Here is a 25,761-nt window from a genome sequence, read left to right as displayed (position 1 = left end):
GGTTTCGATGCATATGAGAACGTACGGGCGTGTTGCTGACAGACTCAGCCCCATGGAAGATCTGCTCGCCACGCCCGCCCGCGTGTACGTCGCCGGCCACCGAGGGCTCGTCGGTGCCGCCGTGACCCGGTGCCTGATGTCACACGGACACGAGCCCCTCGGCCTGACCCGGTCCGAACTGGACCTTCGCGACGCCGGCGCCACCGCCGCCGTTCTCCGGGAGACCCGGCCGGACGCCGTCGTCCTGGCCGCCGCCAGGGTCGGCGGCATCATGGCCAACAGCAGCCACCCGGTGCCGTTCATCGAGGACAACCTGCGAATCCAGCTCAGCGTGATCTCGGCAGCGCACGCCGCCGGGGTACGCCGCCTGCTGTTTCTGGGCTCCTCCTGCATCTACCCCAGGCTCGCGCCGCAGCCGATCCGGGAAGAAGCCCTGCTCACGGGGCCCCTGGAGCCGACCAACGAGCCGTACGCACTCGCCAAGATCGCGGGCATCGTCCAGGTGCGGTCCTATCGGCGGCAGTACGGCACCTCATACATCTGCGCGATGCCGACCAACATCTACGGCCCCGGCGACAACTTCGACCTGGAGTCCTCACACGTCCTGCCGGCCCTCATCCGCCGATTCCACGAAGCGAAGCGGGACGGGCTCGACGAGGTGGTCCTGTGGGGAAGCGGCGCGCCCCGCCGCGAGTTCCTGCATGTCGACGACCTCGCCGAGGCGTGCGTGACACTGCTGCGCCGTTACGACGACGACATGCCCGTCAACGTCGGATGCGGGGAAGACCTCACGATCCGTCAACTGGCGCGGCAGGTCGGAGAGATCGTCGGCTACCGGGGCCGGATCACCTTCGACGCGACGAAGCCCGACGGTACGCCGCGCAAACTCCTGGACGTCTCCCGCATGACCGCACTCGGCTGGAAGCCCAGGATCCCCTTGCGAGAGGGGATCGCGTCCACCTACGCGGCATGGCTGAGCGGTGCCGGGAAGTCTCAGTAGGCCCCGCGCCCGTCCAGCACGGCGCGCACCGTGCGGGCCATGACCGTCAGGTCCCAGGCCCACGACCAGTTGTCGACGTACCGCAGATCGAGCGAGACGGTCTCGTGCCAGGACAGGTCGGACCTGCCGCTGACCTGCCACAGCCCCGTGAGTCCGGGTTTGACGCTGAGCCGGCGCAGCTCCACCTGGTCATAGCGGGCGACTTCCTCGGGCAGCGGCGGGCGGGGGCCCACCAACGACATGTGTCCGAGGAGGACGTTGACCAACTGGGGCAGCTCGTCCAGCGAATAGCGCCGCAGAAAGCGCCCGACGGGTGTGACCCGCGGATCCCGGCGCAGCTTGAACATATGGCCGTCGTGTTCGTTGACCGCCGCCAGCTCGCCTTTCAACCGGTCCGCGTCCGCGATTATGGTCCGGAACTTCCACATGGGGAAACGTGTCCCGTTCCGGCCGACGCGGTCCTGGCGGTAGATGACCGGCCCCGGCGAACTCATCCGCACGGCCGACGCCAGCAGTGCGAACAGCGGGGCCAGCGCCAGGAGCAGGACGAGCGAGCCGGCCCGGTCCGTGGCGGCCTTCAGCAGCGCCGGCAGGCCTCGGCGCGCCGGCGGTGAGATGTCCAGCAGGGTGAGACCGGCCGCCGAGGTGATCCGGACCCTGCGCCGGGCCACCTCGACGACACCGGGCAGCACCATCAGCCGGCGGCCCCGGTCGTGCAGGGCCCAGGACAACCGCCGTAGCCGGTCCCCGGACATGTGCCTGCCGGTGGCGACGAAGACCAGGTCGGCACCGAGCACGTCGGCCGCGTCCGCCACGGGTGCGGCCCCCTCGTCCGAGGCGGTCGGGGCGCCGGCCGGCAGCCGTGCCGACACCGGCACCCCGGACAGCACTTCGCCCTCACCCAGCACACAGGCCCCGACCACCACGTACCCGTGGTCGGTGCGCTCGGCCAACTGTCCGACGACGGCGTCCACGGCCGCGGCCTCACCGATGACGAGGACGCGTCGAAGGCTTCGGGCGCGTCGGCGTGCGGCCAGGACGTGGCGGTGGATCGCCTTGTGGCAGACCACGGTGACCGCCAACGCCGGACACAGCGCGGCGAGCACCGCCGGGGAGGCCTCGCCCAGCCCGGATACGGCACGCAGCACGGCCAGCGCGCCGAGCAGCACCAGCCAGTCCCGCACGAGCGGTCCGACGGGGGCGCCCTCGTCCCAGGTCCAGGGCGCGTAGCGGCCGGCGGCGAGGCCCACGAGGACCCAGATGACGGTGACGACCACCGCCTGGTGCACGGGCCGGGCCACGCCGATCGAGGAGAGGGCCACCGCCGTCGGCAGGACCATGGCCGCGGCGTCGACACAGATCGCGACCGGGGCGTGCCACCTGTCGGCGGGGCCGCTGCGTGTGAGGGTCCGTTGCGGTGTGAGGGGCACCGCCTGCTCCGGCACCGTGCTGGTGGACTGCCGCATGGTTCTCCCTGTGACCTCGCGCCCCACGCAAGGGTTATATCAACCATTTTGCATTCATGTCCTACTTACATGACTAACTGTCACATCGACGCTCCGCCTTTCTGGTGCTCCGGAACCCGGACGGCCTAGACGGAGGAAGCCCCGGAGAGTGCCACCGGTCTGATTGTGCAATTGATCAGACTGCCCGCCGGCCGACGGGCGATACCCAACACCCGGAACAGAAGGAGCACTCTTCGTGCGAGTAACCACTCGAGCAACTACGGGGTCGACAACAGCGAGATGGGCAGCCCGCTGCACCGGCCTCGGCCTGGCCACGGCGCTGGCGGTCACCCTCGGGGCGGGCCCCGCGTCGGCGCAGCCTGGACCTCCCAGCGCCTCCGGCGAGCAGCCGGTGGAGGTGCCGGGCAACCCGACCTTCACCACCCTGCCCGCCTCCATCACGCCCTTCGACTGCGACCGGACGGTCAAGGTCGAACCGGTGAGTGCGGGGTCGTACGGGGACGACGACGAGGTCACCATCTCGAACGTCGGCGCCGACAACACCTTCGACTTCGACATCTCCGACGACTTCGCCGCCATCGGCGTCATCGTCAAGGGCGGCCCGAACGCCAACCTCTACGACTACCGGCCCACGGGCATCCAGGCGGACCAGGACCTCCACGCACCGCTCAACACGAGCAGCAGTCCCCCGAACGACTTCTACGGCCTCAGTCACGCCGACTTCTGCCTCGTCGAGGACGGCGCCGACACCTGACGCGCCCCACCCGCCGGAAAAGCAAAGGGGCCCGCACGACCGAAGTCGTACGGGCCCCTTCAGGAGCTCGCGCTGGAGCTACCAGGTCAGGTCAACAAGCTCACTTGTTGATCTTGGTGACCTGGCCGGCGCCCACGGTCCGGCCACCCTCACGGATGGCGAACTTCAGGCCCTCCTCCATGGCGACGGGCTGGATGAGCTCCACCTTCATCTCGGTGTTGTCACCCGGCATGACCATCTCGGTGCCCTCGGGGAGGGTCACCACGCCGGTCACGTCCGTCGTACGGAAGTAGAACTGCGGACGGTAGTTGTTGAAGAACGGCGTGTGGCGGCCACCCTCGTCCTTGGAGAGGATGTAGGCCTGCGCCTCGAACTCGGTGTGCGGGGTGACCGAGCCCGGCTTGATGATGACCTGGCCGCGCTCGACGTCCTCGCGCTTGATGCCGCGGAGCAGCAGACCGACGTTCTCACCGGCCTGGCCCTCGTCGAGCAGCTTGCGGAACATCTCGATGCCGGTGACCGTGGTGGAGGTCTTCTCCTGCTTGATACCGATGATGTCCACGGTCTCGTTGACCTTCAGGACACCACGCTCGATACGGCCGGTGACGACCGTACCACGACCGGTGATCGTGAAGACGTCCTCGATCGGCATCAGGAACGGCTTGTCGACGTCACGCTCCGGCTCCGGGATGGCGGAGTCGACGGCGTTCATGAGCTCGAGGACGGAGTCGCCCCACTCCTTGTCGCCCTCGAGCGCCTTGAGCGCCGAGACCTTGACGACCGGAACGTCGTCGCCCGGGAACTCGTACTCGGAGAGGAGCTCACGCACCTCGAGCTCGACGAGCTCCAGGATCTCCTCGTCGTCCACCATGTCGGCCTTGTTCAGGGCGACGACGATGTACGGAACGCCGACCTGGCGGGCCAGGAGCACGTGCTCCTTGGTCTGCGGCATCGGGCCGTCGGTGGCGGCGACCACGAGGATGGCGCCGTCCATCTGGGCAGCACCGGTGATCATGTTCTTGATGTAGTCCGCGTGACCCGGGCAGTCGACGTGGGCGTAGTGACGCGCCTCGGTCTGGTACTCGACGTGCGCGATGGAGATGGTGATACCGCGCTGGCGCTCCTCAGGAGCCTTGTCGATCTGGTCGAAGGCCGAGGCCTCGTTCAGGTCCGGGTACTTGTCGTGCAGCACCTTGGTAATGGCGGCCGTAAGGGTCGTCTTACCGTGGTCGATGTGACCGATGGTGCCGATGTTGACGTGGGGCTTAGTCCGCTCGAACTTCGCCTTCGCCACGGGGTCCTCCTGTGGAGTGGTTCTGAACGCCTTGCTTCATCGGCGCCAGGTGATCTTTGCTGGAAAGCCCGGGGCCGGGGGCATTCCCCCACGAACGCGGGTGAATACCCCGGGCGGCTCCGGAGTCAAGCCTAAAGCGTGTGAACGCGGTGCGTTACTCGCCCTTGGCCTTCGCGATGATCTCCTCGGCGACGTTCCGCGGAACCTCGGCGTAGGAGTCGAACTGCATGGAGTAGCTGGCGCGGCCGGACGTCTTGCTGCGCAGGTCGCCGACGTAACCGAACATCTCCGAGAGAGGCACGAGGCCCTTCACGACGCGGGCACCCGCCCGCTCCTCCATGGCCTGGATCTGGCCACGGCGGGAGTTGATGTCGCCGATGACCTCGCCCATGTAGTCCTCGGGCGTGGTGACCTCGACGGCCATCATCGGCTCAAGGAGAACGGGGCTGGCCTTGCGCGCGGCCTCCTTGAAGGCCTGCGAACCGGCGATCTTGAACGCGAGCTCGGAGGAGTCGACCTCGTGGTACGCACCGTCGAGCAGCGTGACGCGGACACCGGTCATCTCGTAACCGGCGAGGATGCCGAACTGCATGGCCTCCTGCGCACCGGCGTCGACCGAAGGGATGTACTCCTTCGGGATACGACCACCGGTCACCTTGTTCACGAACTCGTACGAGGTGTCGCCGCTCTCGAGGGGCTCGATCGCGATCTGCACCTTGGCGAACTGGCCGGTACCACCGGTCTGCTTCTTGTGCGTGAAGTCGACGCGCTCGACGGCCTTGCGGATCGTCTCGCGGTACGCGACCTGCGGCTTGCCGACGTTGGCCTCGACCTTGAACTCACGGCGCATACGGTCGACCAGCACCTCGAGGTGCAGCTCACCCATACCGCCGATGATGGTCTGGCCGGTCTCCTCGTCCGAGTGGACCTGGAAGGACGGGTCCTCCTCGGCCAGGCGCTGGATCGCGACGCCGAGCTTCTCCTGGTCGCCCTTCGACTTGGGCTCGATGGCGACCTGGATGACCGGCGCCGGGAAGTCCATGGACTCCAGGATCACCGGGTTCTTGTCGTCGGCCAGCGTCTCACCGGTCGTGGTCTGCTTCAGACCCATGACGGCGATGATGTCGCCGGCGCCCACCGACTGGATCTCCTCACGCTTGTTCGCGTGCATGCGGTAGATCTTGCCGATGCGCTCCTTCTTGCCCTTGACGGAGTTCAGCACCTGGGTGCCGGACTCCAGGCGGCCGGAGTACACGCGGACGAAGGTGAGCTTGCCGAGGTGCGGGTCGCTCATGATCTTGAACGCCAGCGCCGACAGCGGCTCCTCGTCGGAGGGCTTGCGCTTGACGACGACCTCGGGGTCCTTGACGTCGTGGCCCTCGATGGCCTCGATGTCGAGCGGCGAGGGCAGGTAGCGCACCACCGCGTCGAGCAGGGGCTGCACGCCCTTGTTCTTGAACGCGGTACCGCAGAACACCGGGGTGACCGTGGTGTCGCTGGACTTGCCGGAGGCGATCGTGATGCGGCGGATGGCCGCGTAGAGCTGCTCCTCGGAGGGCTCCTCGCCCTCCAGGTACAGCTCCATGATCTCCTCGTCGTTCTCCGCGACGGCCTCGAGCAGCTTGCCGCGCCACTCCTCGGCCGCCTCGGTGTGCGTGGCCGGGATGTCGACGGTGTCGTACATCTCGCCCTTGGTCGCCTCGGCGGACCACACGAGCGCCTTCATGCGGACCAGGTCCACGACGCCCTTGAAGTCGGCCTCGGCACCGATCGGGAGCTGCATGACGAGCGGCTGGGCACCCAGACGGTCGCTGATCATGTCGACGCAGCGGTGGAACTCCGCGCCGGTACGGTCCAGCTTGTTGACGAAGCAGATACGCGGAACGCGGTAGCGGTCCGCCTGACGCCACACCGTCTCGGACTGCGGCTCAACGCCGGCGACGCCGTCGAACACCGTCACGGCACCGTCGAGCACGCGCAGGGAGCGCTCCACCTCGACGGTGAAGTCGACGTGGCCCGGGGTGTCGATGATGTTGATGGTGTGGTCGACGTCTTCCAGCGGCCAGTGACAGGTGGTGGCAGCAGAGGTGATCGTGATGCCACGCTCCTGCTCCTGCTCCATCCAGTCCATGGTGGCAGCGCCGTCGTGGACCTCACCGATCTTGTAGGACACACCGGTGTAGAACAGGATCCGCTCGGTGGTGGTCGTCTTGCCCGCGTCGATGTGGGCCATGATCCCGATATTGCGGACCTTGGCCAGGTCAAGTGAAGTGGTAGCCATAAGGCTTCAGTCTTCTCTCGGTCTCGATGTGGGTAGCGACTACCAGCGGTAGTGCGCGAAGGCCTTGTTGGACTCGGCCATCTTGTGCGTGTCCTCGCGCTTCTTCACAGCGGCGCCGAGGCCGTTGGACGCGTCGAGGAGCTCGTTGAGCAGACGCTCGGTCATGGTCTTCTCGCGACGGGCGCGGGAGTAACCGACCAGCCAGCGCAGCGCCAGGGTGTTGGCACGGCCGGGCTTGACCTCGACCGGGACCTGGTAGGTGGCGCCACCGACACGGCGGGACTTGACCTCGAGGGTCGGCTTGATGTTCTCGAGAGCGCGCTTGAGCGTGATGACCGGGTCGTTGCCGGTCTTCTCGCGCAGGCCCTCCATGGCGCCGTAGACGATGCGCTCGGCGGTGGAGCGCTTGCCGTTCAGCAGCACCTTGTTGATGAGCGACGTGACCAGAGGAGAACCGTAGACCGGGTCGATGATGACCGGGCGCTTCGGGGCGGGGCCCTTACGAGGCATTCTTACTTCTCCTTCTTGGCGCCGTAGCGGGAACGGGCCTGCTTGCGGTTCTTGACACCCTGGGTGTCGAGGGAGCCACGGATGATCTTGTAGCGAACACCCGGCAGGTCCTTCACACGGCCGCCGCGCACGAGCACGATGGAGTGCTCCTGCAGGTTGTGTCCCTCACCCGGAATGTAAGCGGTGACCTCGATCCCGCTGGTCAGACGCACACGCGCGACCTTACGCAGGGCCGAGTTCGGCTTCTTCGGGGTGGTCGTGAACACACGCGTGCAGACGCCGCGACGCTGAGGGGAACCCTCGAGTGCGGGCGTCTTGTTCTTCTCGACCTTGTCCTGCCGGCCCTTGCGGACCAGCTGCTGGATCGTAGGCACTACTTCTCCGGTTTCTGTGTGCCGATGGGTACAGCTAACCTGGAACGTCGCCGACCCACGCGGTCGGGTGTGTCGAATCCGGCGGATTCCCGCCGCGAGGCGAAAAGAGCACAGATTACGGTGGCCGCTCACAGCCCGCCATGCGGTTTGAAGGCACGCACGCGAGCCAGGGCACACCCCAGGCACAAGGTCTGAGCGTACCTACCTCATTCGCTGCGGTCAAAACAAATGGGCCCTGCCCGCATCCCTATACGGCCAATGTCAAGACCGCGCGACAGGTTTGATCTTCGAATCGCCGATACGGGCATGCCAGGCGGCTTCCTTCCCTCTTCAGGCGGACAGAGCGGCGGCCACGATCATCAGCGTCACCAGGGCCGCCCAGGCGGCGTTCGACAGCCACCCGAGCACCAGCCCGGTCAGGGCGAGCGCGTCACCGCTCTCCCCCGTGCGCCGTATCTCGGAACGCGCCGCGTGCCCGAGCACCACGGCCGGAATGCCGGTCAGCCCGAAGCTCACCAGGCACAGCACACCGCAGACGGCGGAGCCCACCGCCTTGCCGTTGGTCTGCGGCCGCGACACCGGCAGGAAGGTCCGCGGCACGGGCGTGACGGGCGCCGGCTGCGGCACCGGCCCCTGGGGCAGGTCGGCGACGAGCAGGGCCAGCTCGCCCACCGTACGGGCCGAGTAGGCCCGCGCGACCCGCTTCTCGAGCTCGGACTGCTCCAGCCGCCCCTCCCCGTACCCCGCCCTGAGCACGTCCACGGCCCGCTCACGGTCGGCGTGCGAGGCGAGCATCGCCGGAGCAGCGGGGCCGGTCCACGGTTGCGGCGCGCCGCCGTGCCCCTGCCAGGGCTGCCACGGCTGCCACGACGGGTGCGTCATGGAGCACCACCCCCGTACATGTCGGAGTCCCTCCATCATGCGCCGAACCGGCATTCCAGGCATCGGGGTCTCCCCGGAGAAAACCCGGAGACACCGGGGACATCCGCCACCAGCAGCTCTCCCTGCCGTGCTCCGGCAGGTTCGATCCCCCCAAAACAGCCGACCCAGACACCTGTCTGCCCGGACCGCGATCCCGCACTCTGGTACCTGCACAACGGTTCGAAGGAACGAGCGACGGGGGAATCGCCATGACACCGGACCCGAACACCCTGAGCAGCCGGCTCGACACACTCGACGTCGACGTCCGCCTCGCCATCATCGAGTACGACGACTGCCTGGCCGCGTACGGCCCGCGCGCCGACGACACCACCGTCCCGCGGCATGTCCTCGACGACTACGCGATCGCCCTGGACGTGCTCGCCCTGGCCCGACGCGTCCCCACCGCCGATGTGCCCGCGCTGCTCGCCGTGGGCACCAGGGCCCTGCTCCGTGTCCACCGCGCGCTCCGCCGCTGAGCGATCCGGCAACACGGCCGAAGGGGGGCACCATGAACCGCACGCACCACACCGACGCACTCGTCCGCGCCGGCCACGGCCACGCCCGCCGCTGGCCGAAGGCCCTCCTGCACGGCTGGGTCGGCGGCACCGTCGGATTGTTGTTCCTGCTGCTCACCGCCGGCGCGCTCCCGCTCGGCGACGGCGCGATGTTCCTGGTGTTCTACCTGGCCTTCGTGCTGCCGCCGGCGGTCGTCTCGTACCGCCTGCTGCCCCGCCCCCGAGGCGAGCGGCACCGTAAGACGCCGGCGGTCACGGCAGAGGCCTCCGCGGCGGCCGAGCGGGCCATCACCCGGTACGGCGAGCTGCTGCACGCCCACCCCTACTCCCCCGGCGACCTGGCCGACGCCGACGAACTGGCGGACTACCGCACCGCGCTCGACGCCTACGAGCAGGCCAAGCGGGCCGCCCCCGGCCAGGTGGCGACGGTCCTGGCCGACGGCCGGGCGGCCCTGAACCGGCTGAGCGCCGGCCACCGCACCACCGCCGGCATCGCCTGGAGCCAGGGGCTGGGCACGATGAAGCTGGCCGTGCCCCGGCCCGCTCCGGGCGCGCCCGCGGTGCTGGTCTTCGAGACCGACGTGGAGCAGCGCTTCTCCGTGCACACCCGCTCCGGACGCGGCGGCCGCCGGCACCTGCTGCTGGACGGTGTGCTGGGCCCGACGAGCGCGCAGGTGGGGGTGGCACCGCAGGACGCCGACTCGCTGCTGGTGGAGGTCACCGCCACCGGGCCATGGCGCCTCGCGCTGCGCCCGATCGGCGAGGTCCGGCGACTGGCCGACGGCGGGTGGCTGCGCGGGCGGGGTGCGGAGACCGTGCTCAAGCACGGGGCGTCCAAGGTGATGGAGTTCGAGCACCGGGGCGACACCGATTTCACCGTCCGGCAGCTCACCCGGTCCTTCCGCCCGGCCGGCCTGCTCGCCGAGGGCCGGGGCGGCGCACGGCTGAGCGTCCCGGTCCCGGGCCGCTGCGTCCTGCGGATCGACACCACCGGGGAGTGGAAGCTGCGCGACCCGGATGCCTGAGCGAACGCCGAAGGGCGGCCACCCCGAGAGGTGACCGCCCTTCAGTGCGTCAATCGGACGCTCGCCTACTGGTTGTACGGACCGTAGTCGTAGTCCTCCAGCGGAACGGCCTGGCCGGAGCCGGTGCCGAACGGCGAGTAGTCGATGTCGTCGTAGCCGACGGCCGAGTACATCGCGGCCTTGGCCTCCTCGGTCGGCTCGACCCGGATGTTGCGGTAGCGGGACAGGCCCGTACCGGCCGGGATGAGCTTACCGATGATGACGTTCTCCTTGAGGCCGATGAGCGAGTCGGACTTGGCGTTGATCGCCGCGTCCGTGAGGACTCGCGTCGTCTCCTGGAAGGACGCCGCCGACAGCCAGGACTCCGTGGCCAGCGAGGCCTTGGTGATACCCATGAGCTGCGGACGACCGGAGGCCGGGTGACCGCCCTCCTGGACCACACGACGGTTCTCGGTCTCGAACTTCGAGCGCTCGACCAGCTCGCCGGGCAGCAGCTCGGCGTCGCCGGACTCGATGATCGTCACACGGCGCAGCATCTGCCGGATGATGATCTCGATGTGCTTGTCGTGGATCGACACACCCTGCGAGTTGTAGACCTTCTGGACCTCGCCGACCAGGTGGACCTGGACGGCACGCTGGCCCAGGATGCGCAGCACGTCGTGCGGGTTGGTGGCACCCACGGTGAGCTTCTGGCCCACCTCGACGTGCTCGCCCTCGCTGACCAGGAGTCGCGCGCGCTTCGAGATCGGGTACGCCGTCTCGTCGCTGCCGTCGTCCGGGGTGACGACGATCTTCTTGGTCTTCTCGGTCTCCTCGATCCGGACGCGGCCGGAGGCCTCGGAGATCGGGGCGACACCCTTCGGGGTACGGGCCTCGAAGAGCTCGACGACACGCGGCAGACCCTGGGTGATGTCGTCACCGGCCACACCACCGGTGTGGAAGGTACGCATCGTCAGCTGGGTACCGGGCTCACCGATGGACTGGGCGGCGATGATGCCGACCGCCTCACCGATGTCGACCAGCTTGCCGGTGGCCAGCGAACGGCCGTAGCACATCGCGCAGGTGCCGACGGCGGACTCGCAGGTCAGCACCGAGCGGGTCTTGACCGTCTCGATGCCCGCGGCGACGAGCTGGTCGATGAGGACGTCACCGAGGTCGACGCCCGCCGGGGCGAGCACCTTGCCGTCCACGACGATGTCCTCGGCGAGGCAGCGCGCGTACACGGACGTCTCGGCGTTGTCCGCCTTGCGCAGGACGCCGTCGGCGCCGCGCTCGGCGATGGCCAGCTTGAGGCCACGGTCGGTGCCGCAGTCCTCCTCGCGAATGATGACGTCCTGGGAGACGTCGACCAGACGACGGGTGAGGTAACCCGAGTCGGCGGTACGCAGAGCGGTGTCCGCCAGACCCTTACGGGCACCGTGCGTGGAGATGAAGTACTCCAGCACGGACAGACCCTCACGGAACGAGGCCTTGATGGGCCGCGGGATCGTCTCGTTCTTCGCGTTCGACACCAGACCACGCATACCGGCGATCTGACGCATCTGCATCATGTTGCCTCGTGCACCCGAGTTCACCATCATGAAGATCGGGTTGGTCTTCGGGAAGTTGTCGTTCATCGCCTCGGCGACCTCGTTGGTCGCCTTGGTCCAGATCGCGATGAGTTCCTGCGTGCGCTCGTCCTTGGTGATCAGACCGCGCTCGTACTGCTTCTGGACCTTCTCGTCCTGCGCCTCGTAACCGCGGACGATCTCCTTCTTCGCCTCGGGAACGACGACGTCGGAGATGGCGACGGTGACGCCGGAACGGGTGGCCCAGTAGAAGCCGGCCGCCTTCAGGTTGTCGAGCGTCGCCGCCACGATGACCTTCGGGTAGCGCTCGGCGAGGTCGTTGACGATCTCGGAGAGCTGCTTCTTGCCGACCTCGTAGTCGACGAACGGGTAGTCCTCGGGCAGCAGCTCGTTGAAGAGCGCGCGGCCCAGGGTCGTCCGCAGCCGGAACGAGTCACCCTGCTGCCACTCCGGCTCGCCCTCCTCCTGCGCCGGCGGGGTCCAGCCGCGCGGCGGGATGGTGCCGACCGGGAAGCGGATGTCGATCTTCGACTGGAGCGAGAGCTCGCCCGCGTCGAAGGCCATGATCGCCTCGGCCACGGACGCGAAGGAGCGTTCCTCGCCCTTCACGTTCCGCATCTCGCCGTCGGTGGTGAGGAAGAACAGACCGAGGACCATGTCCTGGGTCGGCATCGTCACCGGACGGCCGTCGGCGGGCTTGAGGATGTTGTTCGAGGACAGCATCAGGATGCGGGCCTCGGCCTGCGCCTCCGCGGACAGCGGCAGGTGCACGGCCATCTGGTCACCGTCGAAGTCCGCGTTGAACGCGGTGCACACGAGCGGGTGGATCTGGATGGCCTTGCCCTCGACCAGCTGCGGCTCGAAGGCCTGGATGCCGAGGCGGTGCAGGGTGGGAGCACGGTTCAGCAGCACCGGGTGCTCGGCGATGACCTCTTCGAGGACGTCGTACACGACCGTGCGGCCGCGCTCGACCATGCGCTTGGCGCTCTTGATGTTCTGCGCGTGGTTGAGGTCCACGAGCCGCTTCATCACGAACGGCTTGAACAGCTCCAGCGCCATCGCCTTGGGCAGACCGCACTGGTGCAGCTTGAGCTGCGGACCGACGACGATCACGGAACGCGCGGAGTAGTCCACACGCTTACCGAGCAGGTTCTGACGGAAGCGGCCCTGCTTGCCCTTCAGCATGTCGCTGAGGGACTTCAGCGGACGGTTGCCGGGGCCCGTCACCGGGCGACCACGACGGCCGTTGTCGAAGAGGGCGTCAACAGCCTCCTGAAGCATGCGCTTCTCGTTGTTGACGATGATCTCCGGGGCACCGAGGTCCAGGAGCCTCTTCAGACGGTTGTTCCGGTTGATCACACGGCGGTACAGGTCGTTCAGGTCGGAGGTCGCGAAGCGGCCACCGTCCAGCTGCACCATCGGGCGAAGGTCCGGCGGGATGACCGGCACGCAGTCCAGCACCATGCCCTTGGGGCTGTTGCTGGTCTGCAGGAAGGCGGAGACGACCTTGAGCCGCTTCAGGGCACGGGTCTTCTTCTGGCCCTTGCCGGTACGGATGATCTCGCGGAGCTTCTCGGCCTCCTCGTCGAGGTCGAAGGACTCCAGGCGCTTCTGCAGCGCCGCGGCACCCATCGAGCCGTCGAAGTACGTGCCGAAGCGGTCACGCAGCTCGCGGTAGAGCAGCTCGTCGCCCTCGAGGTCCTGGACCTTGAGGTTCTTGAACCGGGTCCACACCTCGTCCAGGCGGTCGATCTCGCGCTGCGCACGGTCACGCAGCTGCTTCATCTCACGCTCGGCACCCTCGCGCACCTTGCGGCGCACGTCGGCCTTGGCGCCCTCGGCCTCCAGCTCGGCCAGGTCGGTCTCGAGCTTCTTGGCACGGGCCTCCAGGTCGGCGTCCCGGCGGTTCTCGATCTGCTGCCGCTCGACGGAGACGTGCGCCTCCAGGGAGGGCAGGTCGCGGGTACGGCGCTCCTCGTCGACGTACGTGATCATGTACGCCGCGAAGTAGATGACCTTCTCGAGGTCCTTCGGGGCGAGGTCGAGCAGGTAGCCCAGCCGCGACGGAACGCCCTTGAAGTACCAGATGTGCGTGACGGGCGCGGCCAGCTCGATGTGGCCCATCCGCTCACGGCGCACCTTGGCGCGCGTGACCTCGACGCCACAGCGCTCGCAGATGATGCCCTTGAAGCGGACGCGCTTGTACTTGCCGCAGTAGCACTCCCAGTCCCGGGTCGGACCGAAGATCTTCTCGCAGAAGAGTCCGTCCTTCTCGGGCTTGAGGGTGCGGTAGTTGATGGTCTCGGGCTTCTTGACCTCGCCGTGGCTCCACTGACGGATGTCGTCAGCGGTGGCCAGGCCGATCCGGAGCTCGTCGAAGAAGTTGACGTCGAGCACTATGCGTCAATCCCTCTCAGGGTCGTGAGTCTGTGGTCTGAAACGGGGGCCTGGGGGTCGGCGGGGCCCTTAAGGGTGAGGGCCCCGCCGGACTCCCGTCAGACCTCTTCGACGCTGCTCGGCTCGCGCCGGGACAGGTCGATGCCGAGCTCCTCCGCAGCGCGGAAGACGTCCTCGTCGGTGTCACGCATCTCGATGGACATACCGTCGCTGGACAGCACCTCCACGTTCAGGCAGAGCGACTGCATCTCCTTGATGAGCACCTTGAAGGACTCGGGGATGCCGGGCTCGGGGATGTTCTCGCCCTTGACGATGGCCTCGTAGACCTTCACGCGGCCGGTGACGTCGTCGGACTTGATGGTCAGCAGCTCCTGGAGGGCGTACGCGGCGCCGTAAGCCTCCAGCGCCCACACCTCCATCTCACCGAACCGCTGGCCACCGAACTGGGCCTTACCACCCAGCGGCTGCTGGGTGATCATGCTGTACGGACCGGTCGAACGGGCGTGCAGCTTGTCGTCGACCAGGTGGTGCAGCTTCAGGATGTACATGTAACCGACCGAGATCGGGTCCGGGAACGGCTCACCGCTGCGGCCGTCGAACAGCCGCGCCTTGCCGGACGGGAGGACCATGCGGTCGCCGTCGCGGTTGGGGATGGTGTGCTCCAGCAGACCCGCCAGCTCGTCCTCGCGCGCACCGTCGAAGACCGGGGTGGCGACGTTGGTGCGCGGGGCGACCTGGTCGGCCTCGATGGCCTGCAGGCGCTGCGCCCACTCGTCCGCGAGGCCGGAGACGTCCCAGCCCTGGCTGGCGAGCCAGCCGAGGTGGATCTCCAGGACCTGTCCCGGGTTCATTCGGGACGGCACACCCAGCGGGTTGAGGATGATGTCGACCGGGGTGCCGTCCTCCAGGAACGGCATGTCCTCGATCGGCAGGATCTTGGAGATGACACCCTTGTTGCCGTGCCGGCCGGCGAGCTTGTCACCGTCGGTGATCTTGCGCTTCTGCGCCACGTACACGCGCACCAGCTGGTTCACACCGGGGGGAAGCTCGTCGCCCTCCTCGCGGTCGAAGACGCGGACGCCGATGACCTTGCCGGTCTCGCCGTGCGGCACCTTCAGCGAGGTGTCACGGACCTCACGGGCCTTCTCACCGAAGATCGCGCGCAGCAGGCGCTCCTCGGGGGTCAGCTCGGTCTCACCCTTCGGGGTCACCTTGCCGACGAGGATGTCGCCGGCGATGACCTCGGCACCGATGCGGATGATGCCGCGCTCGTCGAGGTCGGCGAGGACCTCCTCGGAGACGTTCGGGATGTCCCGGGTGATCTCCTCGGGGCCGAGCTTGGTGTCACGGGCGTCGACCTCGTGCTCCTCGATGTGGATCGAGGAGAGGACGTCGTCCTGTACGAGGCGCTGCGACAGGATGATCGCGTCCTCGTAGTTGTGACCCTCCCACGGCATGAACGCGACCAGCAGGTTCTTGCCGAGCGCCATCTCACCCTGCTGGGTGGCCGGACCGTCGGCGAGGACCTGGCCCTCGATGATCCGGTCGCCCTCGGCGACGATGACCTTCTGGTTGACCGAGGTGCCCTGGTTGGAGCGGGCGAACTTGGCCAGGCGGTACGTGATGTACGTGCCGTCGTCGTTGGCGGTGGTGATGTAGTCCGCGGAGACCTCCTGGACCACACCGGCCTTCTCGGCCTTGACGACGTCGCCGGCGTCGACGGCGGAGCGGTACTCCATGCCGGTGCCGACGAGCGGGGCCTCCGCCTTGATGAGCGGAACGGCCTGGCGCATCATGTTCGCGCCCATGAGGGCACGGTTGGCGTCGTCGTGCTCGAGGAAGGGGATCATGGCGGTCGCGACCGACACCATCTGGCGCGGCGAGACGTCCATGTAGTCCACGTCCTCGCCCGTGACGTAGTCGACCTCGCCGCCACGGCGGCGGACGAGCACGCGGGCCTCCTCGAAGCGGAGGTCGCTCGTCAGCGGCGCGTTGGCCTGCGCGATGACGAAGCGGTCCTCTTCGTCGGCGGTCAGGTAGTCGACCTCGTCGGTGACCTGGCCGTCGTTCACCTTGCGGTACGGGGTCTCGACGAAGCCGAACGCGTTGACCCTGCCGTACGAGGCGAGCGAACCGATCAGACCGATGTTCGGGCCTTCGGGCGTCTCAATGGGGCACATACGGCCGTAGTGAGACGGGTGCACGTCACGGACCTCGAAGCCGGCCCGCTCACGGGACAGACCACCCGGGCCGAGCGCGGACAGACGCCGCTTGTGCGTCAGACCCGACAGCGGGTTGTTCTGGTCCATGAACTGCGACAGCTGGCTGGTGCCGAAGAACTCCTTGATGGAGGCGACGACCGGCCGGATGTTGATCAGGGTCTGCGGCGTGATCGCCTCGACGTCCTGGGTCGTCATGCGCTCACGGACGACGCGCTCCATACGAGCCAGACCGGTGCGGACCTGGTTCTGGATGAGCTCGCCGACGCTGCGCAGACGACGGTTGCCGAAGTGGTCGATGTCGTCGGTCTCGACGACGATGCTCTGACCGCTGTCGCCGACCGTCTCGGTCTCGCCCGCGTGCAGCTTCACCAGGTACTTGATCGACGAGATGATGTCCTCGACGGTCAGGATGCCCGCGTCCAGCGGAGCGTCCGCACCCAGCTTCTTGTTGACCTTGTAGCGGCCGACCTTGGCGAGGTCGTAGCGCTTCGGGTTGAAGTACAGGTTCTCCAGAAGCGTCTGCGCGGCTTCACGCGTGGGGGGCTCGCCCGGACGCAGCTTGCGGTAGATGTCGAGCAGCGCGTCGTCCTGGCCCTGGGTGTGGTCCTTCTCCAGGGTGGCGCGCATCGACTCGTAGTCGCCGAACTCCTCGAGGATCTGCTCGGTGGTCCAGCCGAGCGCCTTGAGCAGGACGGTGACGGACTGCTTGCGCTTGCGGTCGATACGGACACCGACCATGTCGCGCTTGTCGATCTCCATCTCCAGCCAGGCACCCCGGGACGGGATGATCTTGGCCGAGAAGATGTCCTTGTCGGACGTCTTGTCGATGGTGGAGTCGAAGTAGACACCCGGAGAACGGACGAGCTGCGACACGACGACACGCTCGGTGCCGTTGATGACGAAGGTGCCCTTGTTGGTCATGAGCGGGAAGTCGCCCATGAAGACCGTCTGGGACTTGATCTCACCGGTCTCGTTGTTGGTGAACTCCGCCGTCACGAAGAGCGGGGCGGCGTAGGTGAAGTCGCGCTCCTTGCACTCGTCGATCGAGTTCTTCGGCGGCTCGAAGCGGTGGTCGCGGAACGTCAGCGACATCGACCCGGAGAAGTCCTCGATCGGGGAGATCTCCTCGAAGATCTCCTCGAGGCCGGACTTGGTGGGGACGTCCTGACCGGACTCCAGAGCCTCCTCGACCCGACTCTGCCAGGCGGTGTTGCCGAGCAGCCAGTCAAAGCTCTCGGTCTGCAGCGCGAGCAGGTTCGGAACCTCGAGGGGCTCCTTGATCTTTGCAAAGGAGATGCGCAGCGGGGCGGTGCTGGCGCCGTTGTTCAAATTCGCGGTCGAGGCATTGCGCGAGGCGGCCAAGAGGGGGTCCTTCCGAGGGCTCGGACTCACTACGCGCGTACCGGCCCCTCACCAGGGCACAGAGACAGGGGTTTCCTTCTCCAACCACAGAATGGCCAGGTCAGGGACGGTCCGGTCATCGATGCTCAAGCGAGGGCATGCCCCTGGTGACGGGCAGGGGACAGCTAACAGGCAGCGCAAAGGGTCAGTGTAGCCACTTGGCACACTGATGTCCAGTGCGGGTTTTTCGCGACCCTCGTTGTCCTCAACGCCCTCGGCATGCCTGCTGCCCTCAATGCACGTTGATACTGCCCTCTTCGTCGCCGATCCATGCCTCGGATTCGGATCCTTGTGACGACGCGTCCTGAGAATTGCGCGCTGCGTGCGGTTCGTCAAGGCCCCCATGCCCGAACCCAGGACGGCCCGGAGACACGATGAAGATCACCATACCCCCCGCCGAAGCGGGCGCAAGGCAACCCTGGCCGCGCCCCCAGGAACGCCGAAGAGCGACCACCCGAATGGATGATCGCTCCTCGATGCGACTGCGTTACAGCCTCAGCGGGCTGCGTTCAGCACGCGACGGTCGTAGCCGACCGCGAGAGGTCTTACTTGACCTCGACGGAGGCGCCGGCGCCCTCGAGGGACTCCTTGGCCTTGTCCGCGGCGTCCTTGGCGACCTTCTCGAGAACGGGCTTCGGGGCGCCGTCCACGAGGTCCTTGGCCTCCTTCAGACCCAGCGAGGTCAGCTCACGCACGACCTTGATGACCTGGATCTTCTTGTCGCCGGCGCCGGTGAGGATGACGTCGAACTCGTCCTTCTCCGGCTCGGCCTCGACCGGGGCGCCCGGGGCACCCGGAGCGGCAACGGCGACCGCGGCGGCGGCAGCGGTGACGTCGAACTTCTTCTCGAACGCCTTCACGAACTCGGAGAGCTGGATGAGGGTCATGCCCTCGAACTCGGCGAGCAGTTCGTCCTGGGTGAGAGCCACGATGGCTTTCCTTCCACTAATTCGGCAGGTGCCGGATGTACATGTCTGGCGGGCGTACGTTGGCCCGCTACGACCTCCGCCTCAGGCGGCGGTCATGATGCGAGCCGAATTACTCGGCACCGCCCTGCTCGTCCTGCTTGGCGCGAAGCGCGTCCACGGTGCGGACGAGCTTCGACGGGAGCGCCTGAAAGACCTGAGCAGCCTGCGTCTGCTTGCCCTTCAGGGCGCCCGCCAGCTTGGCGAGCAGAACCTCGCGGGACTCGAGGTCCGCAAGCTTCTTGATTTCGTCGGCGGACAGCGCCTTGCCGTCAAGGACACCGCCCTTGATGACGAGATTCGGGTTGTCCTTGGCGAAGTCACGAAGACCCTTCGCCGCCTCGACCGGGTCACCGGTCACGAAGGCGACGGCCGACGAGCCCGAGAAGAGATCGTCGATCGCGGTGATCCCGGCCTCGTTGGCCGCAATCTTGGTCAGGGTGTTCTTCGCCACACGGTAATGAGCGTTCTCACCGAGTGAACGACGCAGCTGCTGGAGCTGCGCCACGGTGAGACCGGTGTACGCGGTGATGACGGCGCCGTTGGAGTTGCGGAACTTGTCCCGCATCTCCTCAACGGCATCGACCTTGTCAGGCCTCGCCATGAGCCTCGGCCTCCTTCCGGGTGATTCGGACCGCGCGGACCCGAAGGAGGACTGGGGAAAACGAAACGCCCCGGCGCAGGCGCTCGGGGCGGACTCGACCGGTTGTGCGCACTTGGACGTACACACTCCGGGAGTTCTTCCACTGTCACCTGCGCGGGCCGTCCGCATTGTCAGCGGATCCTTCGGCCACCGCGCCCTCTCGCGAGCGCACGGCAACGACCAGCGGTCTTTGGCTTCTGTAGAGAGTACGGGACGCTGTCGCCGTCAAGCAAATCGACCCTTACGGCGCTCAGCTCCCGTCCGGCCGTGCTCACGACGTGCCGTCGAGTGCCCCTCGCTTCAGCAGGTCCTTGAGGTCAGCCGTGTCCCCCTCCGGCGGCTTGCGGACCGCGGTCTTCACGCCGTAGTCGCTGTAGTACGCGGTCTGGGTCAGCGCCCCCGTGGCCGTGCGGCCCTTCTCGACCTTCTTGACCAGCAGGTCCCGGTCGTCCACCCAGATGTCGACGGTCTGTGGGGTGGCGCCCTCCACCCGCACGGTGCCGGAGTAGCGCGTGGTGTGCGCACCGCTCACCGTCTCCTCGCCGACCTTGCGCACATCCGCGGCGGACAGCAGCAGCTTCACCGAGGTGTGCGGGGCGTTGCCGCGCATCTGGTCGGCGAGATCGGCTCCGGAGCTGCCGGCGAGGTTCTTCAGGTCGTCGTAGGCGTACTTGATCCAGTGCCTGCCGTCGGCCTTCTCGGCGAAGGCCTCGCCCATGCGGGCGTAGTAGGCGTCGGGGAGGTAGCGCGCCTCCATCGACGTGGTGCCGAGCCGGCGCATCGTCTCGGCCGTGGTGCCGCCCGTGTACGTGATCGTCAGGGTGCCGGTGAGGCCGTCGCCCCAGGCGAGGGTGCCGTGGGCTGTCATGGACAGCGCCGAGCCCACGGTGGTCGTGGACGTCACCCGGGCGGAGTCGGCCCGGTCGGTGGAGCGCTCCACGGTGCGCAGGGCGGCCGTCACGGCGCGGGAGGGCGTCGGGCGGTCCTCCTCGGGCTGGTCGGAGGAGGTGCAGGCGGCCAGGGCCGTCAGCGCGGTCGGCAGCGCGATCCAGAACGCCGGCCGGCGCGCCCTCGTGCTCGTCATTCGTCCCCCCTGTGCGAATCCCGTGACTGCACGCTAACCCAGGGGACCGGCAAACGGCCGCAGAACAGGGACGGGCCCCGCACCCGGAAGGGGTGCGGGGCCCGTCGTCGAGCCTGGTGAGCGGCTTGCTCAGACCGCGGCCGGGTCCTCCTCGACGAGGAGGTTGCGGGTGCGGTTCGGGTCGACCGGGATGCCGGGGCCCATCGTGGTGGTGATGGCGGCCTTCTTGATGTAGCGACCCTTGGCGGCGGACGGCTTCAGACGGAGGATCTCCTCCAGCGCGGCGCCGTAGTTCTCCACCAGCTTGGTGTCGTCGAAGGACGCCTTACCGATGATGAAGTGCAGGTTCGAGTGCTTGTCGACGCGGAACTCGATCTTGCCGCCCTTGATCTCGGTCACGGCCTTGGCCACGTCCGGGGTCACGGTGCCGGTCTTCGGGTTCGGCATCAGACCACGCGGGCCGAGGACGCGGCCGAGGCGGCCGACCTTGCCCATGAGGTCCGGGGTGGCGACGACGGCGTCGAAGTCCAGGCGGCCCTTCGAGACCTCGTCGATCAGCTCGTCGGCACCGACGATGTCGGCGCCCGCGGCACGCGCGGCCTCGGCACGGTCACCGGTCGCGAAGACCAGGACCCGGGCGGTCTTACCGGTGCCGTGCGGAAGGTTCACGGTGCCACGGACCATCTGGTCGGCCTTACGCGGGTCGACACCCAGACGGAAGGCGACCTCGACGGTGCCGTCGAACTTGGTCGTGGACGTCTCCTTGGCGAGACGGACGGCCTCGAGCGGGGCGTAGAGCTTGTCCCGGTCGACCTTGGCGTCCGCAGCGCGGAGAGACTTGCTGCGCTTGCTCACTACTGCTCCTGTGGTGTCTTAGGAGTTGTGGTCCGGGCCGAGCAGGCCCCGCCACTCACTTCTGCTTGGGGGGTTGAGGTCAGCCCTCGACCGTGATGCCCATGGAACGGGCGGTGCCGGCGATGATCTTCGCGGCGGCGTCCAGGTCGTTGGCGTTGAGGTCGGGCATCTTGGTGGTGGCGATCTCGCGGACCTGCGCCTCGGTGATCTTGGCGACCTTGGTCTTGTGCGGCTCGCCGGAGCCCTTCTCCACGCCCGCGGCCTTGAGGATCATCTTGGCGGCCGGCGGCGTCTTGGTGATGAAGGTGAAGGAGCGGTCCTCGTAGACCGTGATCTCCACCGGGATGACCCAACCGCGCTGCGACTCGGTCGCGGCGTTGTAGGCCTTGCAGAACTCCATGATGTTGACGCCGTGCTGACCCAGCGCGGGGCCGACCGGCGGAGCCGGGTTGGCGGCACCGGCCTGGATCTGGAGCTTGATGAGCCCCGTGACCTTCTTCTTCTTGGGAGGCATGCTCTCTCCGGGTCCTTAGTGAGAGGTGTTCCGCCGCCATCCGTACCGCTGGCCACCTTGGGCGGTGAGCTTCCGGATCATCCGGATGGAGGCATACCGCACAACGATAACGGGTAACGCGTCAGGGCCAAAACCGGCAGCTCAGGCACCTGACCGCCCACCGCCCGGACAAGGACCGGCCCCGGCCGCCGCGCGTCGGCCGGGGCTCGGCAAGGGCAGCGCGAGGTCAGCAGCGCTTGGCCGTGGCGGCCTGGCCCGGCAACGGGTCGCCGGGGGCGCGCAGCGTGCCGATGGCCGAGGTGCACTCCTTGACCGTGTCGGCGGGGAAGGACCAGAACTCCTGGCTGTTGGTGGCGTTCCACCAGTCCTGCCCCACGACCTCGTCACGGGCGTAGCTGTAGACGCCGGTGCTGACGTCGTAGTCCTTGACCTTGTCGCGGAAGCTCTGCCAGACCCAGAGGTAGCCGTAGTTCGCCTGGCACTTGGGCGAGTAGAGCTGCTTCACCGAGGCCACGTGCGCACCGCCCCGGTTGATGTACGCGGTGGCGCCGATCTGGTAGGCGTCCGAGCAGACGCCGGCCGCCCGCGCCTTGGCGCTGAGCGGGTTGCCGGCCTCGGACGGGGCGGTCGAACGGGCGGTCGAGTTCTGCTTGCCGGGCGACGGGGCCGGACCGGTGCCGGCGGACGCGGACGTCGCCGGCAGCAGGACGCAGGCGGACGCCGCCGCCATGACCAGGATGGATCGAGCACGCATGAGGAAGTTCCCCCACTTCTTGGTGTGTGACTCGGCGGGTGTCGAAGGCGGACGCGGGCAGCGCGCAGCCCAGGGCAAACCGCCACAAAGAGCTGGAGAACATCAGGAAGAGCGCTGTCCGCGCGTTTCGGTCATCAAGTCAGACCAGCGGGTGCGCCAGATGGTTGTGGTGCAGCACACATTTATCGGGGCTCGGTCGGCAGCACGGCCCGCCGGATACGAGAAAAGGGCCTTCGACCAGCGGAAACCGCCGTTCGAAGGCCCTCTGCGAAGGCTGCTGCAGCGCTTAGTTCTTCTGGATCTGGTCGAAGGACAGCTCGACCGGGGTCTCGCGACCGAAGATCTCCACCAGGCCCTTGACCTTCTTCGAGTCGGCGTTGATCTCGTTGATCGTGGCCTGCAGCGTGGCGAACGGGCCGTCGGTGACGGTGACCGAGTCGCCGACCTCGAAGTCCAGCACCTGGACCTCGACCTTGCGGGCCGGAGCCGGCTTGCCCTCGGCCTCGGCGGCCTCGCGGGCGGCCTTCTCCTCGGCCTCCGGGGCGAGCATCTTGACGATCTCGTCCAGGGTCAGCGGGTACGGGTCGTAGGCGTTGCCCACGAAGCCGGTGACGCCGGGGGTGTTGCGGACGACGCCCCAGGACTCGTTGGTCAGGTCCATGCGGACCAGGACGTAACCCGGCAGCTTGTTCTGCTTGATCGTCTTGCGGTCGCCGTTCTTGATCTGGACGACCTCTTCCTGCGGCACCTCGGCCTGGAAGATGTAGTCCTCGACGTTCAGCGAGACGGCGCGCTGCTCCAGGTTGGTCTTCACGCGGTTCTCGTAACCGGCGTAGGTGTGGATGACGTACCACTCGCCGGGCAGCGTGCGCAGCTCCTCGCGCAGGGCGGCGATCGGGTCGACCGGCTCGGCCTCCTCCTCGGCGGCCTCTTCCTCGTCCTCGGCGTGCAACGCGGCTTCCTCGGCCGGCTCGCCCGCCTCGGCGTCGGCAGCCTCGACCTCGTCCTGGTCCTCGTCCGCGCCCTCGACGATGTCGAGCTTGTCTTCCATGGACTCGGCGTCCTGTCCGAGCTGCTCGATGGCGTCGTTCAGGTTCTGGTCAGACACGGTGGCTGCTTCTTCCTGGATACATAGGGGTGGAACATGCGAAAAGGGGCGCCGGTAACCACGGCGCCCTTCGCTCTTGGCTCAGCCGAAGACGTACTTGGCGGCGTTGTCGAGCCCATAGTCCATCACGGTCACCAAGCCGATCATGATGACGACGAAGACGATCACCACAGTGGTGTAGGTCGTCAACTGGTTACGCGTCGGCCAGACAACCTTGCGGAGCTCCGCAACGATCTGCCGGTAGAAGAGGGCGAGCCGCTTCAGCGGGCCCTTCTTCGCGCGCTTGCCGCCCTTGCGGGCCTTCTTCTTCTCCTGCGCCTCATCCTGGGCGTCAGGCGTGTCGATGGAGCCCACGGCGTCCGCCATTCGTCCTCACCTGATCCCGGGTCGTGGCCGTGCCGCGCCCGGTCTGAGCCGCACGGCGTTGCAATGCTGTACGTACATGCGCACACATCCTGGCGAAGGAGTGTGTAGCAGGGCCGGAGGGACTTGAACCCCCAACCGCTGGTTTTGGAGACCAGTGCTCTACCAATTGAGCTACGACCCTTTGTGTGTCCCCCAACGTACCGCATCCGGACGACTGCTCGCTGTGCACCGTGCGACCGCGGCATGCTGAAGGCCAACGAGGTGAGAGTGTACGTGGTCCTGGGCGTGCCGTCGAACAGAAAGTGGCCGATGAGGGCTTGATACGCGAAAGATCGCCGGGGGACGGGCGGCGCGACGGCGCAAGATCGCGCAGGCCGCGGGCCCGATCCGGACGGATGTTCAACCGATGTTCAGTCCGTGAAACCCGCGTGCCGCCCGCGTTTCCGGTCTGAAACGATGGGCCTCATGAGCGCTGCAACCCCTCCCACCGAGCGCCGGGTCTCCGCCCGAGTCGGCGCGATCTCCGAGTCCGCCACCCTCGCCGTGGACGCCAAGGCCAAGGCTCTCAAGGCCGCCGGGCGTCCGGTGATCGGCTTCGGCGCCGGCGAGCCCGACTTCCCGACCCCGGACTACATCGTCGAGGCCGCCATCGAGGCCTGCAAGAACCCGAAGTACCACCGCTACACCCCGGCCGGCGGTCTGCCGGAGCTGAAGGCCGCCATCGCCGCGAAGACGCTGCGCGACTCCGGCTACGAGCCCGACGTCTCGCAGATCCTCGTCACCAACGGCGGCAAGCAGGCCATCTACGAGGCCTTCGCCGCGATCCTCGACCCGGGCGACGAGGTCATCGTCCCGGCGCCGTACTGGACGACGTACCCGGAGTCGATCCGCCTGGCCGGCGGTGTCCCGGTCGAGGTCGTCGCCGACGAGACGACCGGCTACCGCGTCTCGGTGGAGCAGCTCGAGGCGGCCCGCACGGAGAAGACGAAGGTCGTCCTCTTCGTGTCGCCGTCCAACCCGACCGGCGCCGTCTACACCGAGACCGAGACCGAGGCGATCGGCCGCTGGGCCGTCGAGCACGGTCTGTGGGTGATGACGGACGAGATCTACGAGCACCTGGTGTACGGCGAGGCCGCCTCGGTCTCCCTGCCGGCCCTGTTCCCCGAGCTGCGCGACAAGTGCGTCGTGGTCAACGGCGTCGCCAAGACCTACGCCATGACGGGCTGGCGGGTCGGCTGGATCATCGGTCCGAAGGACGTGGTGAAGGCCGCGACCAACCTCCAGTCCCACGCGACGTCGAACGTCTCGAACGTGGCCCAGGCGGCCGCCATCGCCGCCGTCTCCGGTGACCTGGACGCCGTCGCGAGGATGCGCGAGGCCTTCGACCGCCGACGAAAGACGATCGTGCGGATGCTCAACGAGATCGACGGCGTGGTCTGCCCGGAGCCCGAGGGCGCCTTCTACGCGTACCCGTCGGTGAACGCCCTGCTCGGCAAGGAGATCCGCGGCAAGCGCCCGCAGAGCAGCGTCGAGCTGGCCGAGCTGATCCTGGAGGAGGCCGAGGTCGCGGTCGTCCCGGGCGAGGCCTTCGGCACGCCGGGTTATCTGCGGCTGTCGTACGCGCTCGGTGACGAGGATCTCGTCGAGGGCGTGAGCCGTATCCAGAAGCTGCTGGCGGAGGCCAGGGACTGACCACCTGCTCACGTGAGCAGGTTGGCGGGCCGTTCCCCCGAGGGGAACGGCC

At 67.7% G+C, this 25,761-nt stretch carries 21 protein-coding genes and 1 tRNA gene; 5 read left to right on the top strand and 17 right to left on the bottom strand.

Going from position 1 to position 25,761, the window contains the following annotated elements; translation table 11 throughout:
• Nucleotides 1–52: 52 nt before the first annotated feature.
• Complete coding sequence (locus ACP4J3_RS07415; protein WP_426531667.1) at nucleotides 53–1,000, top strand: GDP-L-fucose synthase family protein; 948 nt, start codon at nucleotides 53–55, stop codon at nucleotides 998–1,000.
• On the opposite strand, the gene ACP4J3_RS07410 is transcribed toward ACP4J3_RS07415, so the two are convergent.
• Nucleotides 994–2,466 carry an exopolysaccharide biosynthesis polyprenyl glycosylphosphotransferase gene (locus ACP4J3_RS07410; RefSeq protein ID WP_426531665.1) on the bottom strand — a complete coding sequence of 491 codons (1,473 nt, stop codon included), beginning with the start codon at nucleotides 2,464–2,466 and terminating at the stop codon, nucleotides 994–996. The genes ACP4J3_RS07415 and ACP4J3_RS07410 overlap by 7 nt on opposite strands.
• A gap of 235 nt (nucleotides 2,467–2,701) precedes the next feature.
• On the opposite strand from ACP4J3_RS07410, the gene ACP4J3_RS07405 reads away from it, so the two are divergent.
• Entirely contained in the window at nucleotides 2,702–3,220 is a 519-nt protein-coding gene (locus tag ACP4J3_RS07405) for a hypothetical protein (RefSeq protein WP_426531663.1), read from the top strand.
• Between the two features lie 100 nt (nucleotides 3,221–3,320).
• On the opposite strand, the gene tuf is transcribed toward ACP4J3_RS07405, so the two are convergent.
• From tuf to ACP4J3_RS07380, 5 genes are all read right to left on the bottom strand, one after another.
• Nucleotides 3,321–4,514, bottom strand: coding sequence for an elongation factor Tu (gene tuf / locus ACP4J3_RS07400; RefSeq protein WP_194042007.1), 1,194 nt, complete (start codon nucleotides 4,512–4,514; stop codon nucleotides 3,321–3,323).
• Nucleotides 4,515–4,668: 154 nt separating this feature from the next.
• Complete coding sequence (gene fusA, locus ACP4J3_RS07395; protein WP_426531660.1) at nucleotides 4,669–6,795, bottom strand: elongation factor G; 2,127 nt, start codon at nucleotides 6,793–6,795, stop codon at nucleotides 4,669–4,671.
• Between the two features lie 39 nt (nucleotides 6,796–6,834).
• A complete protein-coding gene (gene rpsG / locus ACP4J3_RS07390) occupies nucleotides 6,835–7,305 on the bottom strand; it encodes a 30S ribosomal protein S7 (RefSeq protein WP_003998848.1) in 471 nt (156 codons plus the stop codon).
• 2 nt (nucleotides 7,306–7,307) lie between these two features.
• Entirely contained in the window at nucleotides 7,308–7,679 is a 372-nt protein-coding gene (gene rpsL, locus ACP4J3_RS07385) for a 30S ribosomal protein S12 (protein WP_003948652.1), read from the bottom strand.
• A 330-nt stretch (nucleotides 7,680–8,009) separates the two neighbouring features.
• Nucleotides 8,010–8,561, bottom strand: coding sequence for a DUF1707 and DUF4190 domain-containing protein (locus ACP4J3_RS07380; RefSeq protein ID WP_426531658.1), 552 nt, complete (start codon nucleotides 8,559–8,561; stop codon nucleotides 8,010–8,012).
• Nucleotides 8,562–8,809: 248 nt separating this feature from the next.
• On the opposite strand from ACP4J3_RS07380, the gene ACP4J3_RS07375 reads away from it, so the two are divergent.
• The gene (locus tag ACP4J3_RS07375) at nucleotides 8,810–9,076 is read left to right on the top strand and encodes a hypothetical protein (protein ID WP_426531656.1); all 267 of its coding nucleotides are present in this window, start codon (nucleotides 8,810–8,812) and stop codon (nucleotides 9,074–9,076) included.
• Nucleotides 9,077–9,108: 32 nt separating this feature from the next.
• A complete protein-coding gene (locus ACP4J3_RS07370) occupies nucleotides 9,109–10,140 on the top strand; it encodes a hypothetical protein (protein ID WP_426531654.1) in 1,032 nt (343 codons plus the stop codon).
• A 65-nt stretch (nucleotides 10,141–10,205) separates the two neighbouring features.
• Here ACP4J3_RS07370 and ACP4J3_RS07365 read toward each other — a convergent pair whose 3' ends face one another.
• The 11 genes from ACP4J3_RS07365 to ACP4J3_RS07315 all read right to left on the bottom strand — a co-directional run bounded on the left by ACP4J3_RS07365 (nucleotide 10,206) and on the right by ACP4J3_RS07315 (nucleotide 24,198).
• Nucleotides 10,206–14,105 (bottom strand): DNA-directed RNA polymerase subunit beta', encoded by a 3,900-nt coding sequence (locus tag ACP4J3_RS07365; RefSeq protein WP_426531652.1) that lies wholly within the window; start codon nucleotides 14,103–14,105, stop codon nucleotides 10,206–10,208.
• Nucleotides 14,106–14,203: 98 nt separating this feature from the next.
• Nucleotides 14,204–17,689 carry a DNA-directed RNA polymerase subunit beta gene (gene rpoB, locus ACP4J3_RS07360; RefSeq protein WP_426531650.1) on the bottom strand — a complete coding sequence of 1,162 codons (3,486 nt, stop codon included), beginning with the start codon at nucleotides 17,687–17,689 and terminating at the stop codon, nucleotides 14,204–14,206.
• A 584-nt stretch (nucleotides 17,690–18,273) separates the two neighbouring features.
• Nucleotides 18,274–18,660, bottom strand: a complete 387-nt coding sequence (gene rplL / locus ACP4J3_RS07355; protein WP_426531917.1) for a 50S ribosomal protein L7/L12 — start codon at nucleotides 18,658–18,660, stop codon at nucleotides 18,274–18,276.
• Between the two features lie 106 nt (nucleotides 18,661–18,766).
• The gene (gene rplJ, locus ACP4J3_RS07350) at nucleotides 18,767–19,297 is read right to left on the bottom strand and encodes a 50S ribosomal protein L10 (protein ID WP_426531648.1); all 531 of its coding nucleotides are present in this window, start codon (nucleotides 19,295–19,297) and stop codon (nucleotides 18,767–18,769) included.
• 310 nt (nucleotides 19,298–19,607) lie between these two features.
• Nucleotides 19,608–20,420, bottom strand: a complete 813-nt coding sequence (locus ACP4J3_RS07345) for a hypothetical protein (RefSeq protein WP_426531646.1) — start codon at nucleotides 20,418–20,420, stop codon at nucleotides 19,608–19,610.
• 129 nt (nucleotides 20,421–20,549) lie between these two features.
• Nucleotides 20,550–21,275: a 50S ribosomal protein L1 gene (gene rplA, locus ACP4J3_RS07340; RefSeq protein WP_194042022.1), complete on the bottom strand. Its 726-nt coding sequence runs from the start codon at nucleotides 21,273–21,275 to the stop codon at nucleotides 20,550–20,552.
• Between the two features lie 79 nt (nucleotides 21,276–21,354).
• Complete coding sequence (gene rplK, locus ACP4J3_RS07335) at nucleotides 21,355–21,789, bottom strand: 50S ribosomal protein L11 (RefSeq protein ID WP_028805116.1); 435 nt, start codon at nucleotides 21,787–21,789, stop codon at nucleotides 21,355–21,357.
• 226 nt (nucleotides 21,790–22,015) lie between these two features.
• Nucleotides 22,016–22,543 carry a hypothetical protein gene (locus tag ACP4J3_RS07330; RefSeq protein ID WP_426531644.1) on the bottom strand — a complete coding sequence of 176 codons (528 nt, stop codon included), beginning with the start codon at nucleotides 22,541–22,543 and terminating at the stop codon, nucleotides 22,016–22,018.
• A 286-nt stretch (nucleotides 22,544–22,829) separates the two neighbouring features.
• The gene (gene nusG, locus ACP4J3_RS07325) at nucleotides 22,830–23,651 is read right to left on the bottom strand and encodes a transcription termination/antitermination protein NusG (protein WP_426531642.1); all 822 of its coding nucleotides are present in this window, start codon (nucleotides 23,649–23,651) and stop codon (nucleotides 22,830–22,832) included.
• Between the two features lie 81 nt (nucleotides 23,652–23,732).
• Nucleotides 23,733–24,017, bottom strand: a complete 285-nt coding sequence (secE, locus tag ACP4J3_RS07320) for a preprotein translocase subunit SecE (protein WP_426531640.1) — start codon at nucleotides 24,015–24,017, stop codon at nucleotides 23,733–23,735.
• A 108-nt stretch (nucleotides 24,018–24,125) separates the two neighbouring features.
• Nucleotides 24,126–24,198, bottom strand: a tRNA-Trp gene (locus ACP4J3_RS07315).
• A 284-nt stretch (nucleotides 24,199–24,482) separates the two neighbouring features.
• On the opposite strand from ACP4J3_RS07315, the gene ACP4J3_RS07310 reads away from it, so the two are divergent.
• Nucleotides 24,483–25,709, top strand: a complete 1,227-nt coding sequence (locus ACP4J3_RS07310; protein WP_426531638.1) for a pyridoxal phosphate-dependent aminotransferase — start codon at nucleotides 24,483–24,485, stop codon at nucleotides 25,707–25,709.
• Nucleotides 25,710–25,761: the final 52 nt, after the last annotated feature.

Source organism: Streptomyces sp. UG1 (assembly GCF_049974585.1).
GTDB lineage: Bacteria > Actinomycetota > Actinomycetes > Streptomycetales > Streptomycetaceae > Streptomyces.
Note: the sequence above shows the minus strand (reverse complement) of the source record. Positions and strands in the feature narration are given on the sequence as shown.